This window comes from Legionella steelei (assembly GCF_001468005.1).
GTDB lineage: Bacteria > Pseudomonadota > Gammaproteobacteria > Legionellales > Legionellaceae > Legionella > Legionella steelei.
Window position 1 is genome coordinate 148,680 of record NZ_LNYY01000016.1, and the last position, 17,021, is coordinate 165,700.

A 17,021-nucleotide genomic window follows, 5' to 3' on the forward strand; every position below is an offset into this window, starting at 1 on the left:
TAATGTTCCTTCTTCACTAGATATCGTCCTTAAATACACGTAGCAACAACTCTGGATTAGCTCCTAGCTAAATTGATATTCTAACGCGGCCAAAGTTTGATAACTCTGGAAAATCCCACCAGCATTATAATATTTTTCTTCAATACGAATGGTTGCATTTTTATAGGTTAATGCGATACCTCCACCTACACGGAAACCACTTTTATCCATATTCAATTGAGGAAGAGAACCATTAATGTCACTTGCAGGATTTACAAGTGGTCGACTATTTGAAAACTGAGCTACCTGAATTAATCCGCCACTAAGAAAAGGCATCACCGTGGGCTTAATATAATAACCTAATTCAATATTTTCCAAAATTAAAGTTGCTTTATTCGTTAGTGGGTCAATCACTTGAAATGTATCAGAAGCTGGGAAAAAATAATTATATCGTCCTGTATCAATTTGGCTGTACAACACGCCAGCATTAGCTCGCATCTGCCACTGTTTCCAGGTTTTTCTATAAATCGCATTAAAGCTGACAAACCAGTTGTCATTATTATTCGTTGCTTGAGCAATTAATGGCGCAGGATCTGTCGCAATTTCGGTTAAGGTAATAAACTTATTAAATCCATAGCCCGCGGACAAATCAGCATAAATCTCTGGGGTAAAAATTTTAAATAAATGACCAAAAATCGTATTGTTATGTATGGTCTGCTCTGAAGTCGTTACAACGCCTGGATTCAGTAAAAACTGGGAGTTAAGTTCGGTATCAATTCCAAAATAATAAATCCCTGCCATCATTGTCTGGCCTAAGGAAATATGATCTGCTCCTGCAGAATATAGATTTGAGTGTCCACGATATCGGTTAAAATTTGTACCTGAAGTCGAATCAAAATTAAAATCAGTATATCCATAAAGAAATTCTGGCGTTATTTTTCTAAGAAACTCTGAGCTATTTGCATGATTGATTGCGCCATCTTTTGATAAAGCATTTGCACTGAAACTGGATCCACTACATAGCAACAAAACCGATAACATTAAAGACTGAATTTTCATCACATCTAAATTCCTTTTTAGAGAAGGTATTAACTTTGGGGTTATAATCATAAACTTAAAACATAAAGTTACACAAGTACAGAGGTATAAAGAGAAAAAACATTATCTCTTTATTAGAAAAACCGTTATGGCTTACGATTAAATCCTAAAGCGCGTAAACGATCATCAATTGAAGGGTGTGTTCCAAAAGCACTGCTTAAAGACTTCACTGGATCAATGTCGGAAGGATCAAAAAGATAAGATGCCTGCCTTACTTGTTCATGAGGGGTATTACCGTATTCTTGCGTGTAATGTTCCGCATTTTGATTATGATCCGCACTAATTTTGAGTAGCGCCCGCGCTAAAGGCTCATTGTCACGCATTAACTCCACACAGCCAGCATCAGCCATATATTCACGTGTTCGGCTTAAGAATAAAGTTAACAGAACAGTAACTAAAGGCAAAACATAGCGGAGAACGACAATAACCATTAACAAACGGTTATCTTCACGCCTGTCATTTCGTTTAAATAGTGCAGAATAGAACAAAATATCCACTACAATCAAAAGAATATTACTTAAAACCGCCACCATTAACGTTAATTTAATATCATAATGACGAATGTGACTTAATTCGTGAGCCATCACAGCTTGCAATTCTGCCCTGTCTAGCTTTTCCATTAAACCTCGAGTAATTGCGACCATTGCTGATTTTTCGCTGTACCCACTTGCAAAAGCATTCATATAATCTGCTTCGATAATAAAAACTTTGGGCATATACTGCAAACCCGAAGCGACCTTCATTTCCTCTACTACGTTATATAATTGTTGCTCTTGTAAATTCTGGGCTGTTTTGGGGGTAATCTCATGATATTCCGTGCCTAATAACATAATTCGATCGTACAATGCATACGTTATCAATAACGACACCACCGCAAAGCCAATCATAAGAATGGTCGCATAAGGAACAACTTTCAGCTGAATCAAAGCGAAGAAGCATTGCCCAAGTGTAATTTGCGGATAAGTCGCATGCAAAATAAATACATCGGCAACGAGGCCTACAGCAAAATAAATCGCAATAAAGAAAGCAATGACTGCTTGCGTCTTGCGTTTATTTAGCTGTATTTGCTCGCGCCAATTACCGACGCTGCCATGATACGCATCAAGCCCCATATTCTAAACTCAAAATTTTACGGTATAATCTTCTTTTGCTTGAATTTGCTCTTCAGGAAGTCCCCAATAAACAAAATCTTTATCTAAAGCCGAAGCAAATAAAGATACCACCATAGATTCAAAGAACGATTTCTTTTTGGCATTATAACGCTCGATACCATCGTTATAAGCTTGCTTAGAATACGCTAATTTATTTTCGGTATTGACAATTTCTTCCTGCAATTGCATCACATTTTGACTTGCTTTCAAATCAGGGTATCGTTCAAACACCACATTAAGTCCAGATGCAATCTGAGAAATTTGATTCTCTGCAGCAATACGCGCTTCTTCATTTCCCGCAGCTTTAGCTGCTTGAGCCTGGTTACGTAACGCGACTACATCTTTTAATGTAGTTTGCTCGTAATCCATATATTTTTTTACAGCTTCAATCAACGATTCAAATACTTTAAAACGACGATCCAATTGAATGTCGATTTGCTTTTTGTCGTTATTAATCGCTTCAATTAAATGAATTAAGGTATTGTAAATACCAATAGCCCATAAAAATACAAGGACTACTATAATGAGAAGAACAATAAAAAAAGTACCCATTTTTTTTCCTATGCAAAATTTCCTACAATTTAGTTATAGATCGAAAATAGTAAAAAGAACAGTGGGACTGCTTAGGATTTTTTTTGTGAACAGGTTTAAAGGTATAACTGATGAATAAAAGTAATGTTGGATGGTGTATCCATTTTGCAGCTTATTATTTGTGTTGGATAGTCTGTTTCTATTTCGCCGCACAAAATAATGTATATCTTGGGCCAATCATTGGTCTTCTGATCATTGCTGTACAAATCTTCTGGCAATCAATTAATCGATTACCCTATTTAAATGCGCTATTGTTTGCACTTCTTATTGGATTTATTGGTGCGGTTACGGATACGATTTGGTTGCATCAAAATTATATTTATTTTAAAGCAAATCCCTTTAGTTCCTATTTTACAGCACCATGGATGATTTGTATTTGGTTAAGCTTTGGACTAAACCTAATTATTCTTAATGAGAAATTCACTCGTTACTATTTCATTTGGTTTTTACTGATCCTTTTTTTGATGCCTTTTGCTTATAAAATTGGCGCTGCGTGCAATATCGTGGTGATTGAACAAAGTTATCCGTTTTATCTTGCTGTGGGCATTACCTGGGCCTTACTCTTACCGATCAGCTTGTATGCATATAATTATTTAAACAAAATTAATCGTGTTGATGTGGGTTCTGTTACAAAACCCACATCATCCCGAGCGTAACGAGGGAGTGCCACTTTTTTTTGCACAGCTCATAAATTGCCCCCAACCTGCGCCTGCTAAATTGTAGCCTGCCCCGCATCTACCGAGTTCATGCGTACGCTCCAAAAATTCCATTATAAAGCCCAATTAATATGCATCTTATCTAGGGTATTTCTACTTCAGCGCAGTGTTACACGCTGGGCTTTCAGTCCAGCCTACGGTTATTTAGCTTTTTTGACAATGATTATCTAACACATACAGGGATGACATGAGGTAATAAAAATCATCAGGCATTTAAAATAGGCTTCAAAAATTGTCCTGTATAAGAGTGCTCACATTCAGCAACCTGCTCTGGCGTACCAGTTGCCACAATACGTCCGCCTTTACTGCCACCCTCTGGCCCCAAATCAATAATCCAATCTGCTGTTTTAATCACATCCAAATTATGTTCAATAATCACAATGGTATTGCCTTGTTCTCGTAAACGAAATAATACAGCCAATAACTGTTTGGTATCATGAAAATGTAGTCCCGTTGTTGGCTCATCGAGAATATATAAAGTGCGCCCTGTATCTCGTTTTGACAGTTCGCGAGATAATTTGATTCTCTGCGCCTCTCCACCAGAAAGGGTAGTCGCACTTTGTCCTAATTTGATATAAGACAAACCAACATCCATCAAGGTTTGACATTTTCTAGCCAATACCGGAATCGCCGCAAAAAAATGACTCGCATCTTCAACAGTCATTTCTAAAACTTCGTGAATATTTTTACCCTTGTATTGAATATCAAGAGTTTCTCGATTGTAGCGCTTGCCTTTACATACATCACAGGACACATAAATATCAGGCAAGAAGTGCATTTCAACTTTAATCAGTCCATCACCCTGGCACGCTTCACAACGTCCCCCACGCACATTAAAGCTGAAACGTCCAGGCTGATAACCTCGTGCTCGCGACTCAGGAGTTGCTGCAAATAACTCGCGAATATGAGTAAATATGCCAGTATATGTCGCTGGATTAGAACGCGGAGTCCTCCCAATCGGACTCTGATCAATATCAATCACCTTATCGCATAAATCTAAACCGGCTATCTCTTTAACCGAACCCGGAGTAAATAAGCTTGCTCTATTTAACAGATTTGCGGCACTCGGATATAAAGTGTCATTAATCAAACTTGATTTACCCGACCCCGAAACCCCAGTAATGCAAGTAAGTAACCCTAAAGGAATACTGACATCGACATCAAATAAATTGTTGCAAACAACCCCTTTTAAATGAATCATTTTTTCAGGGTTAGCCGCCAAGCGAAGCTCAGGAATAGCGATGGATTGTTTTCCGGATAGGTATTGGCCAGTCAATGATGCAGGCGATTGCATAATTTCTTGGGGTGTCCCGCGAGCAACAATTTGCCCTCCATGCACTCCAGCACCAGGGCCAATGTCCAAAACAAAATCCGCACTGCGAATTGCATCTTCATCATGTTCCACCACAATAACCGTATTTCCTAGATTTCTTAAGTGCATCAAGGTTTTTAATAAGCGATCATTATCCCTTTGATGTAACCCAATGGAGGGTTCATCTAAAATATACATTACTCCCACCAATCCTGAACCAATTTGACTGGCTAAACGAATACGTTGGGCTTCCCCACCAGATAACGTTTCAGCGCTGCGCGTTAATGAAAGATAATCCAGACCTACATTAACCAAAAACCCCAGCCGCTCCACAATTTCTTTATTAATTTTTGCTGCAATCTCGCCTTTATAACCTGTCAAACGCAAATTTTTAAAAAACAAATAGGCTTTTTCAATCGAATAGGCGGTCACTTCAGGTAAGTTTTTATCATCAACAAACACATGCCGTGCTTCTTCACGTAACCTCGCACCATGGCAACTCTGACATGGACGAGAGGATAAATATTTAGCAAGCTCCTCGCGTATCATTCCGGAATCGGATTCACGATAACGTCTTTGCATGTTTGGAATAATTCCTTCAAACGCATGCCGTTTAACCATATACCCACCATTAGGTCTATGATAATGAAAATCGATCACGTCACGCCCGCCATATAAAACAATTTCCCGTACTTCTGCAGGCAAATCACAAAATGCCGTTTGGGTATCAAAACCATAGTGTTGTGCAAGTGACTCAAGCATTGAGAAATAATAAGTCGTTTTTTTATCCCAACCGCGAATGGCGCCTTCAGCCAAACTGGCTGTTTGGTCATGAACAACACGTTCCGGATCAAAAAACTGATCCACGCCCAGCCCATCGCAGGAGGGACAAGCACCAACTGGATTATTAAATGAAAAAAGCCTGGGTTCTAATTCACTAAGACTGTATCCACATTCAGGGCATGCAAATTTGGAGGAAAAAACCAGCTCAGCAAACTGATTATCCATAGAAGCTACTATTGCGAGGCCCTCTGCCAAATTCAAAGCATTTTCAAATGACTCGCTTAAGCGTTGCGCAATATCAGGCCTGACTTTAAAGCGGTCTACTACGACTTCAATCGTATGCTTTGTACGTAGACCCAGTTTAGGCGGGGAGTCCAACTCATATAACTCTCCATCAATACGAGCACGCACATAACCTTGAGCTTGTAATTGTTGTAAAAGCTGGACCTGCTCTCCTTTCCGCTCACGCACAACCGGAGCCAAAATCATGACTTTACTGTCCGTAGGTAAAGCCAATACTTGATCCACCATTTGGCTAATCGTTTGCGCATGCAAATTGACATGATGCGTAGGACAACGAGGCTCCCCCACACGTGCGTAGAGTAGTCGCAAATAATCATAAATTTCAGTAATAGTCCCCACTGTGGAGCGAGGATTATGTGATGTTGCCTTCTGCTCAATAGAAATTGCCGGCGATAAACCTTCTATCGAATCAACATCAGGCTTTTCCATCATTGATAAAAATTGTCGTGCATAAGCAGATAGCGATTCAACATAACGACGCTGCCCCTCCGCATACAACGTATCAAAAGCCAAGGAGGATTTTCCAGAACCGGATAAGCCCGTAATTACAATTAATTGATCGCGCGGTAAATCCAGGTCAAGATTTTTAAGATTGTGGGTTCTTGCACCACGTATGGTGATAGTATGCATAAAAATTCGATAGTTTGGTTTAAGACAGATTAGTTATGGTTCGCTAAATTGCGGCTACAGAACCTATGATTATACGCAAAAAAAATAGAGCGTATAGATCAAACAAGTACTCTTAGGGTCTGTGGACAACTCTGCTAGTGCTCTAAAATCACACCATTTTGGCGCAGTCTTGCAAATTGTCAACAACCCTTAATAATCGCTCAAAGTAATTTTTTATTTTAGCACATTTTTTGCACTGAAAAACAAAATTATTAGATACAGTTCCTAAATTACAGATTATACTTAAACGAAAAATTTAAGTGCTTCTTTTTAAATAAAAAGGATTTTATTATGAAGTCTCTTTGCCAAAAGACTTTGTTATGGTTCATATTATTTCTCTCCCCATTGAGTCTTTATGCACAAGATGATGCAGAAGTTTGTCAATGGGTAAAAAAAATTCTCTTAACTACGTTGTCTATAGATTACAACTATAAGGCCGATGATGATTCAGAGTTGCGTAAAAATTACACTAAAGATGGCTGGAATGCTCTGTCTGATTTTCTAGGCAATTATATTAATGTTGTCAGGGAACAACAGCTTACACTTCATCCTGTATTTACTATAGAACCATTTGTTACTGCAAAAGGGATTGCTTTAAAAGAAATCCATTATTGGCGCGTTAATGAAGTGGTTTCAATTCCCGAATTAAAGCTTACAATTGCTTTTTCCCTGCTCGTTATTGAAGCGAATCCAACACCCAATGGACATTTCCTTATTCAAAGCATGGATATGATTAAGAAGGATAATTCATGAATATCTTGACCCGCTTTAAATTCTTTCTCTGGAAATTTGGTCATTTCAATGTGCCGTTGATTGGTCATTTAAAACCCCGACTAATCAAACTTACTGATACAGAAATCATTGTTTGTCTGCCTTTAAGGCGACGCAGTCGCAATCATTTAAATTCTATGTATTTTGGTGCGCTGAGTGTTGGTGCTGATTTAGCGGGAGGTCTACATAGTTTTTATCATGCCAACCAAAAACAAGTGGACGCCTCTATTGTTTTTAAAGCCTTTCATGCACAATTCTTACGTCGCCCGGAGTCTGATGTCTATTTTGTTTGTCTTGACGGAGCCAAAGTCGAAGCGATGTTAGATGAGTCTCAAAAAACCGGCGAACGTGTGACCCAACCTATCGAGATCAAAGCCTATACAGATTATCCTGCCTTCACTGAATTGGTTGCAGAGTTTATTTTGGAATTATCAGTAAAAATACGCACTTAATCCTACTGTAAGTATGATGTTTACAAAAGTTATCCTTATTTTATCGATAAATACAGTCGAAAATATTGTCAAATTGAGGTATTATTAGTAACGACTAAGTAGTGCCAATAAAACCTCATGAATTCATTAGGCTACTGTAAATGATATTTGAAGAATATATAAAATTATTAGAGTCATTTAAGCACAACCAGATCTCAAAAATACTGGAGCAAATTGACACTAAGGTTTTTGATCTTCTCTACAGCAAGTATGTTAGCCCGCAAATAATTCCTTATTTCCCTCATTACGAACTGTGTTTGATGTCGGACGCAACCAAATTGGAAGCCGGCAAATTATACATAAGAGAAAAAAATGGAAAAATAGCCTATTCAGTGATTACCCCCAAGAATGAAGAGGTCAAGGATGTTATTTTAGAAGATCTCGATGCACCAATCCCCTTCACATACAGCATTGGCTTAATACCCGACGACATACCCCCAGAAAAAGGCTCATTTTATGCGCGTATAACGGATGTGGGTCTTGAATACACTGTTCTTGATCCCAAAGGAAAATTGATAAAGGCTGTAATAAAAAAAGAAGAATTAAACATTAATTTACGCCCAGATTTTGCGCCTAAAGACCTTGAGCCCTTTATGCCTGAAATTCTTAGTATTACTTCAAAAAGGCATCATACCTTTCCTTTTTCATCCAAGACATTACTATTCCCTTTTAAATACAAAATTGGCTTAATGCCCGACAAAATCATCCCCACCAAAGGTTCATTTTATGCCCGTATAACGAGTGAAGGTCTCGAGTATACTGCGCTTGATCCCAAAGGAGTGGTGGTAACAGATATAATAAAAAAAGAAGAATTATCTCTTAATTTACAGCCAGGCTTTGCCCCTAAAGACCTTGAACCTTTTATGCCCCAAATTCTTAGCATTACGTCAAAAAGGAATCATACTCTTCCTTTTACACTCGATGCGTTTAGAGCGCGGGTATTGTCAGCGGCGTCAAGAAAAGGTGATGCTAAGTGGGCCCCTTTTACCAATTATGAACTTGATCCAGATAATATTTCCCAAATCAAAAAACTAATCAATGCACTTTATTATGCACGCCTTACTTTTTTAGATTTAGAGCATATCGATGTCAGAAACGCCAAACGAAGTTATTCTGATCTGCAATCGCTCTACAGCAAAACAATAAATCTGGCTTACGAAGCAAGCTATCTGCTGACACATCTAGACGTTGATTTAAGAGACATGTTTAATGAAGAACTGGCTCTTATTTTACCTGTATTAAATCAAGTCCAGACTTTTGCAGCAAACCACGACAAAGAACAACAGGCGATAGTAAAAGCACTCGAACCCATGCCACTGGCTTTCCAAGTAGGGGAAATAGCAGGAATCGCTGCCGATCAAATGCGGCCTATTAGTGGTGATATAGATTATAATTTTCTTACCCAGTTTAGTATGGTTTTACCAAGTTATATTGGTAAATTAACTAAATACATAGAACAATTTTCTTCAGACATTAAAAAATCAGAACCCAAGCTTAACCAAAAAAAGCTAGCCGAGCTCCAAAAAGCAGCCCTAAGCCTATTGAATGAGATAGAAAATTTAAAAGGAAACCGTGTTATGGTTTCGCTTAAATTTTTAAATTATATCCATATAATTAGTAACATCATTACCTTATCCATGAGTACTTTAGAACAAATTGGAGAGCTTAGTGAATCATCTCAAGATCTAATCCGCAATAAATTAGCACAACTCAAGTATGAGGTTTTACCTACTTTATTTGGTTTGGCCGATAAAATTGAAGATAACGCCATGCTTAAGCCTGGCACGTTGTCTGTTCCTTTAATGGAAAAAATCAAAACCTTGTACAAAGCAATATTTTATCTACCTAAAAAAGTAATTGATTTTAAAACGAAAGGAGCAGATCTACTCGAGATAGAAGATCCACACTTTATCGAATTAAGATTGGAAATGACTTATAAAAGGATCGATAAGAACAATAAAGAATTATATAAAATTGAAAAAGCAAAAGACGCATGCAAACAATTTTTTGCAATATTAAAGAGTGAGCGTTATAAAAACCTGCGTCTGTATCAACTTCCTCCAACAGTAAAAAAAGCGCTTATAACCCGCTATAAGCTTATTAAGCCTTATATGGCTCAGCTTGACATTGATTTCAATGAATTGGTGATCTCGGGATTGACTGGGCCTGCAAAAGAGGGCTGGTATTCTTTTATGGGAAAGCCCATACGCTGGATAAAAAAACAGCTGCCCGCAGACCATATCAGTTTTGTTTTAGCAAAAGAAGAAGCCTTAAATAATTTAATTACTAAAAATGAGAACAGCAAACTTTTTCATATTAAATTAAATAAAGACATTATTGATTCAGTGTACAAAAAAGCAAATTTGGTTTTATTCCCCTATAGTGAAAAAACGAATGTATATTCTGTTGATGAATCAATACCACTACAAATTGAGCAAGAGAAAGATAAAAAAGCCAGACTCACAAAATCAGCATTCCAAGAAATCCAAAATGCTTATTTGAATTTTGTCCAAATAATAAAAGAACAGATAGAAGCAAAACCCGAGCTCTATGCAAAAAATTTGGATCTAAGCGCGCTTGAAGCCCCAGCAAAAGAAAAGTGCCATCTGTTATTTAATGTATTTCAACCTTATTTAGGTTCTATTACACCTACTGAATTTAAAGATTCTGCAAAAAGTTTTGAATTCTATTTATCGAACTTTTTTGCCAACAAACCGACCACAAATATCCCAGCTAAAGAGCTTTTTTTAGATCTAGATAAAAATGTCCAAAACTTTTTTGATCAACTCAATTTTGAGTGGTTCGATAAAAATGAGTTTCAGAAAGTTCTGACTGCATATACTCGCTTTTCTGAAATCGTAAAAAAACAGATTGAAACAAAGCCACAGCTTTATGGTAGTAACTTGTTGTTAACTGGTTTTGATGAGGATGCAAAAAAACAATGTCGCGAGTTATTTCCAGTTTTTCAACCTTATTTTAAATTTGCAATACCTCCTGAGCTTAAAGATTCCGCGCAAAATTTCGAAAAATATTTGACTGCATTCCTTGCAAATAAGCCAATAGAAATATTAGAAGCCCCACCAGTATCTTTGTTTTTAAAACTGGACAAACATACTCAGGAGTTCTTTGCCAAATGGAAAGATAAAAGCCTAACTTATTATGATTTTGCACATGCTAGATTTCTTGATGAAAAAGAGTCAGAAGCTCTAAAAATCAAACGTATAGAAGATGCAACACTGCATTTTAGGACGATAGACGGCGATAAATTGCTGCTCAATCATGGACAATTAACAGCAGATCAAGCTCTTGAACTCCGCGAGTGGTATAAAAATAAGCGGAATAAGTTCCTAGTTGTAAAAAATGCATATTCTCAATTTCTCAAATTGCTCTATGAAGAAATAAAAAAGAACCCTAAAATTCAAGGAAATATATCGCACTTAAGTTATTTGAGCCCAGAAGTTAAAGCTCAGTTTCGTAATTTATATAGTATTTTCCAACCCTACTTAATTGGTTCCATACCTCCGGAACAGAAAGCAAAGGCTCTGCATTTTGATAAATATTTGGTTGCCAGCTTATCAAACGAAACTCTATTTAGAAAGAAAGCCCCGCCAATTCAAACGCTCATGCGTTTTAGAGGCTGCTTCCGGGATACTTTTATTCGCGTCTCAACTGAATGGAATCGAAGAACCGAGCGATTTTCTAACTTAACCAAGAAAAAATTTACTCGTGAAAATAATAAAACCGTGCTCAAACCCACTCCCAAAACAGGCCGAGAGCACTACGTTATCCCTAATACCGATTTTTCCAAATACATCCATGACTTCAAACAATCCTTATTTGAAGTCACCAAGCTATTTAATCATGCAATGCAAGATGCATTAACTCCTAATGCATTAAGAAAGCCTAAAATGATGGACCTATCACCCACAGCAATATTGAGTGATGGTGTGCAAATTATATTCCCTCCATCGGCAGTACCATTTCCCGAAATGGAGGATAATAATCAGAGATTAGCTCAAAGCAAACAAGTCTGTGCATTAAAGGATATCTTTAACAGTTTGTTCCATTTGGAAGGGATTGTTCTTAAGTTAGAGGATTTAAATAATCAAAGCATTAAAAGTAGATATGTATACCATTTACTGCAAGCTTATGGACATCTTAATGAAATCATCAAGGCTGCACAGCGTTTGGCTGCTGATCCACATTTAGGATTTATAGCTCGTGATTTACTTAATAAAGCACAAAATCTTTACGCCACCCTCCAGGAACATTCTGATGCATATCAAGTTTCCCCCGAACAAGTTCCTTACGGACCAGATAAAGTACAATTCAACTCACTTTGGTATGTCCTCAATACCTTTTACATTAGCCCTAAGCATATTAGAGCCTTAAAAAATACGAACTACATGACAACCGAAGAGCTAAATGAATTGCATCTTCGCGCCAAAAAAGCAACTTTAATTATAGAAAATTTGATTAACAGTTCTGACTCTTATTTTAAATTGTTCCTGCAAACACCCAATATGATTTACCTTTACCAGGAACTCACCGCAAAACTCACTGAATTTACCAGTACGTCTCATGATGCGATACTGGACAATCTCGGGAAGATGCAATCGACAGTATTTACCCCGATGCTTCTAGAGGCAGATCGCTGGGAAAACAGGTTAGGACTCGCCCCAGGCATTTTATCCGGCCCATTACGACAAATAACGAATGAATTTTTTAAAGGGCTATTGCATCCTCTGGATTTGAAGTCGAAAACACGCATAGGATTAATTTGCGACAAGGAACCATTAGAAAAAAGAATTGCGCTGACTAAAAAACAAATCAGCAGAGCCCAAAAATATGCCAAAAAAATAGATAAAGACCACGAAGATATTGAAAATCTATATCAATGGTATCTCGAAATGACAACACCTATAGACCTTCTTGATATCACTGCTCCGCAAAAACCCAAAGTCCCATTAAATATAGCAAAAGAACAATTATGCGCTGCTTATAAAAAAGCACTTCCCAAGTTAGCAAAACTAAAAATAGATAAAAAAGTAGAAATTGCCAGCAGTCAATACCCTGAAGATCATAAGCTGGATCAGCTATGTAATTCTGGACTTAAAGCTTATGACCCTCATTTTACTGAAATCGAGGCGTTAATCGTTGCAAGCCATCATTATTACTTGGGTTTAAAAGCAACACAGCAAATGCGGTTAAATACTGCAGAAGAACGCTTAGTTTATCTCATGAACTTAGCGCCAATCCAAAAAGAAGAGAAAACAGCTTTTGTCGAGCAGTATACAACCGAATCATTCGACAAACATTGTGCAGTCATGTGCAATCGCCATATAGGTTTAGAATATATTGATGAGGAATATAGGGGTGCGCTTAAAGCGTATTTACTCACTCTTAGAAATAACATAATTGCTAAAGCAAAAACATCTAAGGATATTGATCGAAGTATCAAAAAATTGTTGGAAATAGAAATCAGTAAATTTGAGAAAAAATTCTACGTTCAATATTATCAGCTTGATGCAATACGGGATGCTTTGACGCAATTTAAAATTTATTTCAGCTATTCTAGAACGGCTATCGCCAATCAAAGTTCAATATCTGAAAATAATAATACTTTAAATCCAAAATCAGATCTTATTGTTTTATTAGAAAAAATTGCTAAAAATCCAGCCTTGGAAATTTCAGAGCGTTTGGCAGAAATAAAAAAGAAAGTCGATGAACCTCTAACTAATTTCTCAGGAATTATTCTAGCAACACATCCGCAAGTAGAGACCTTTAGTTTTGCTTACTTAAAAATGTGTTTTTTATCATTGCTTGAGGCATTGAATTTGTATACTCCTACTCGACAAAAGCTTCATGATAATCTTAATGACGCCGTTCACAACCCGCCTGAAATCAATGTACTCACGAAGCGCTTTGGCCTATTTGCTGCAACAAAAACAGCTAAAGATGCAGAACCCAAACGATATGATGCCCCAGCTATGCCAGCCATCAGCTCTACTGCTCCATAATTATCTCAATTCAAAAGCCACCACCAGATTAGCCCAAAGACTCCTCTTCATCTAGATGCTCAGCAGCAGCTATTTTCGTATGATCTGCAGCTAACAACAAATACATTGATGGAACAACAAAAAGAGTAAATAAGGTCCCAATAGAAATCCCCATTGCAATGACTAAACCAATATTATAACGACTCTCCGCTCCCGCTCCTGTAGCAACAATTAAGGGTATAACCCCTAAAACCATAGCCGCAGTAGTCATCAAAATAGGACGCAAGCGAATTGCAGCAGCTGCTTTTATGGCATCTAATTTCTTTTGCCCCTCTGCCTGCAAATCATTAGCAAATTGCACAATCAAAATACCATGTTTGCTAATAAGGCCAATCAATGTAACCAAACCAACCTCGCTATAGATATTTAGCGTCGCGCCGCCAATGCCTAAACTGATAAAAATCATAGCCCCACAAATCGACATGGGGACACTAATCAAAACAATAAGCGGGTCGCGGAAGCTTTCAAACAAAGCGGCCAATGACAAAAAGATAATAATTAAAGCAAAGAAAAAAGTAACGATAAGGTTAGCACCTTCCTGGATATATTGACGTGATTGGGCAGCATAATCGATGTAATAACCTTGAGGCAGAACCTGCTTGGCAATCTTAGCAAAAGTATCCAAGGCTTTTCCCATAGATATGCCCGGATAGGCAACGGCAGAAATTGTAGCGGAATTAAGCTGTTGAAAATGGTTTAATGATTCAGGCACAATCTGTCTTTGTAAACTAGCAACTGTGGAAAGGGGTATTGAAGCGCCAGAAGATGTCTTGATGTAATAATTCAATATTTGATCCGTGTTTAAACGTGTTTCCCTTTTTACTTGTGGAATAACCTGATAAGAACGACCAACAAAATTAAAATAGTTGATATAACCCTCACTTAAAGCAGAGCCAAACACATTCCCAAGATCTTGCATGGTCAAACCAAACTGAGATATTTTATCGCGATCTAAATTAACTCTTGTCTGCAATTGGTCGATTTTGAGGTCGGGATTAATATAAGCATAAATACCTGACTCATAAGCCTTGTCCAAAATTCGCTGTAGCACGATGTTTAATTTGTCGAACGTTTCTGTCGTAGTAATAACAAATTGAATGGGCAATCCACTTCCCCCTCCAGGCAATGAAGGTAACTGAAACGCTGCCACTTTCGCTCCGGCAATCTTATCAAGTTCATTTTGCACTAAGGGTTGTAAATCATTCGATGTACGTTTGCGTTCATCCCAGGGTTTTAAGACCATACCAATAATCGATGTATTCAGGCCTTGATAACCATCAACTTGGAAAATGTGATCCGTTTCCGGGAATTTTTTAAAAATGTCATTCACTGCATTTGCATAAAGTTGAGTTTGAGCTAGGGAAGCGTTCGCTGGTGCAGTCACCTGAGCAATGACAATCCCCAAATCTTCTTGAGGAGCTAACTCGTTCTCCGAAGTAATAAAAAGAAAATAATTACTGCACAGAATAATGATTGCAAAGACAATGACGACTGGCAGATGATTAAATGTTGCAGACAAAACTCGTGCATAAGATTTCTCGAGCTTTGCAAACAAATTATCAACATAAGTCATAAAACGCCCTTTAACGCCCCCATCTCCCATTTTTAGGAATTTCGAACACATCATAGGAGATAAAGTTAAAGCAATTACCGCCGAAACAGTAACAGCACCTGCGAGTGAAAAAGCAAACTCGGTAAATAATGCTCCAGTTAACCCCCCCATAAATCCAATAGGTAAATAAACCGCAATTAAAACTACCGTAATTGCAATAATGGGATTTGCTAGTTCACGCGCTCCTAATAAAGCAGCTTTCAAGCGTGTTTGCCCTTCCTCTATATGGCGTTGTATGTTCTCAACAACAATAATGGCATCATCGACTACCAGTCCAATAGCAAGTACCAAAGCCAACAAGGTAAGCAAGTTAATTGAATACCCCAAAATAAGCATAATCCAAAATGCCCCGATCAAGGATAAGGGAATAGCAACAAGTGGAATAACAACGGAGCGAATTGATCCAAGGAAAATAAAAATAACACCGGTTACAATTAAAAATGCTTCTAATAAAGAAAAAATCACTTCATATATAGAAGAATGAACGAATAAACTGGCATCATATACAATGTTTCCTGATAGTCCTTGAGGGAATTGTTCCTGGATGCTTGGAAATATTTTTCTAATCTCATTAATTACCGTCAACAGGTTTGCCGAAGGCGCAACAACAATTCCTATATAAACTGCTGTTCGTCCATCAAAACTCACCGATGAATTATAATTTTGCGCACCTAAATCTACAGTGGCCACGTCTTCTAAACGAATAATCGCTCCATTTTGAGCTTTAATAACCATTTTCCTGAATTGGTTGACATTAGTTAGATCCGTACCGGCAGTAAGATTTTGAATAAACATTTGTCCATCAGTACGACCTACTGCGGAAATAAAATTATTATTCGCAAGAGCAGTTCCTACCTCTGCTGCCGTAATTCCATATCCAGCCAGTTTCACCGGATCCAACCAGGCACGTAAGGCAAATGTTTGATTTCCTAGAATTTGGGCATTCTGCACCCCATTAACAGCCTGTAACTTGGGCTGCACTACCCGAATTAAATAATCTGTAATTTTATTAATCGGCAATTCATCGCTATAAAAACCAATGTACATGGAGTCAATTGTTTGTCCAACCGAAACTGTGATGACTGGTTGCAGCGCGTCTTTGGGAAGTTGATTCAATACCGCGTTTACTTTAGTAGTAATATCGGACAATGCTTTCAATGGATCATAATTTAAAAGAAGATTTACAGTAATCGTACTGGTGCTAGGCGCACTGACAGAGGTCATATAATCAATCCCATTAGCTTGGGCAATGGAATTCTCTAATGGCGTAGTAATAAAACCAGCAATAACATCAGGGTCTGCCCCCGTATAAGTGGTCGTTACAGTGACAATGGCATTTTCTGTAAATGGATATTGCATTACCGGTAAAGAACCAATAGAACGTAGGCCCATTGCTAAAAGCAACAAGCTAATCACTGTAGCAAGCACAGGTCTTTTAATAAAAATATCGGTAAACCGCATTTATCTAATCCTTAGATTATTCTTT

The 17,021-nt window shown here is 37.7% G+C and carries 9 protein-coding genes; 4 read left to right on the forward strand and 5 right to left on the reverse strand.

Annotation, left to right across the window (positions count from 1 at the left end):
- Positions 1-63: 63 nt before the first annotated feature.
- The 3 genes from Lste_RS03790 to Lste_RS03800 all read right to left on the reverse strand — a co-directional run bounded on the left by Lste_RS03790 (position 64) and on the right by Lste_RS03800 (position 2,780).
- Positions 64-1,038 carry an autotransporter outer membrane beta-barrel domain-containing protein gene (locus tag Lste_RS03790; protein WP_058509758.1) on the reverse strand — a complete coding sequence of 325 codons (975 nt, stop codon included), beginning with the start codon at positions 1,036-1,038 and terminating at the stop codon, positions 64-66.
- 125 nt (positions 1,039-1,163) lie between these two features.
- Positions 1,164-2,189, reverse strand: coding sequence for a zinc metalloprotease HtpX (gene htpX / locus Lste_RS03795; protein WP_058509759.1), 1,026 nt, complete (start codon positions 2,187-2,189; stop codon positions 1,164-1,166).
- A gap of 9 nt (positions 2,190-2,198) precedes the next feature.
- Positions 2,199-2,780 (reverse strand): LemA family protein, encoded by a 582-nt coding sequence (locus Lste_RS03800; protein ID WP_058509760.1) that lies wholly within the window; start codon positions 2,778-2,780, stop codon positions 2,199-2,201.
- Between the two features lie 110 nt (positions 2,781-2,890).
- On the opposite strand from Lste_RS03800, the gene Lste_RS03805 reads away from it, so the two are divergent.
- Positions 2,891-3,475 (forward strand): DUF2878 domain-containing protein, encoded by a 585-nt coding sequence (locus tag Lste_RS03805; protein WP_058509761.1) that lies wholly within the window; start codon positions 2,891-2,893, stop codon positions 3,473-3,475.
- A 265-nt stretch (positions 3,476-3,740) separates the two neighbouring features.
- Here the strand turns inward: Lste_RS03805 and uvrA are convergent, their stop codons facing one another.
- A complete protein-coding gene (gene uvrA / locus Lste_RS03810; protein WP_058509762.1) occupies positions 3,741-6,563 on the reverse strand; it encodes an excinuclease ABC subunit UvrA in 2,823 nt (940 codons plus the stop codon).
- Between the two features lie 330 nt (positions 6,564-6,893).
- On the opposite strand from uvrA, the gene Lste_RS03815 reads away from it, so the two are divergent.
- The 3 genes from Lste_RS03815 to Lste_RS03825 all read left to right on the forward strand — a co-directional run bounded on the left by Lste_RS03815 (position 6,894) and on the right by Lste_RS03825 (position 13,884).
- The gene (locus Lste_RS03815) at positions 6,894-7,355 is read left to right on the forward strand and encodes a hypothetical protein (RefSeq protein ID WP_058509763.1); all 462 of its coding nucleotides are present in this window, start codon (positions 6,894-6,896) and stop codon (positions 7,353-7,355) included.
- Positions 7,352-7,825: a PaaI family thioesterase gene (locus Lste_RS03820; RefSeq protein WP_058509764.1), complete on the forward strand. Its 474-nt coding sequence runs from the start codon at positions 7,352-7,354 to the stop codon at positions 7,823-7,825. The genes Lste_RS03815 and Lste_RS03820 overlap by 4 nt, the downstream gene beginning before the upstream one ends.
- A 140-nt stretch (positions 7,826-7,965) precedes the next feature.
- Complete coding sequence (locus Lste_RS03825) at positions 7,966-13,884, forward strand: hypothetical protein (RefSeq protein WP_058509765.1); 5,919 nt, start codon at positions 7,966-7,968, stop codon at positions 13,882-13,884.
- Positions 13,885-13,912: 28 nt separating this feature from the next.
- On the opposite strand, the gene Lste_RS03830 is transcribed toward Lste_RS03825, so the two are convergent.
- A complete protein-coding gene (locus tag Lste_RS03830) occupies positions 13,913-16,996 on the reverse strand; it encodes an efflux RND transporter permease subunit (RefSeq protein ID WP_058509766.1) in 3,084 nt (1,027 codons plus the stop codon).
- Between the last annotated feature and the right edge of the window lie 25 nt (positions 16,997-17,021).

Coding starts and splice junctions, on each gene's coding strand:
- Lste_RS03790 (WP_058509758.1), bottom strand. CDS start 1,038: ATGAAAATTCAGTCTTTAATGTTATCGGTTTTGTTGCTATGTAGTGGA.
- htpX (WP_058509759.1), bottom strand. CDS start 2,189: ATGGGGCTTGATGCGTATCATGGCAGCGTCGGTAATTGGCGCGAGCAA.
- Lste_RS03800 (WP_058509760.1), bottom strand. CDS start 2,780: ATGGGTACTTTTTTTATTGTTCTTCTCATTATAGTAGTCCTTGTATTT.
- Lste_RS03805 (WP_058509761.1), top strand. CDS start 2,891: ATGAATAAAAGTAATGTTGGATGGTGTATCCATTTTGCAGCTTATTAT.
- uvrA (WP_058509762.1), bottom strand. CDS start 6,563: ATGCATACTATCACCATACGTGGTGCAAGAACCCACAATCTTAAAAAT.
- Lste_RS03815 (WP_058509763.1), top strand. CDS start 6,894: ATGAAGTCTCTTTGCCAAAAGACTTTGTTATGGTTCATATTATTTCTC.
- Lste_RS03820 (WP_058509764.1), top strand. CDS start 7,352: ATGAATATCTTGACCCGCTTTAAATTCTTTCTCTGGAAATTTGGTCAT.
- Lste_RS03825 (WP_058509765.1), top strand. CDS start 7,966: ATGATATTTGAAGAATATATAAAATTATTAGAGTCATTTAAGCACAAC.
- Lste_RS03830 (WP_058509766.1), bottom strand. CDS start 16,996: ATGCGGTTTACCGATATTTTTATTAAAAGACCTGTGCTTGCTACAGTG.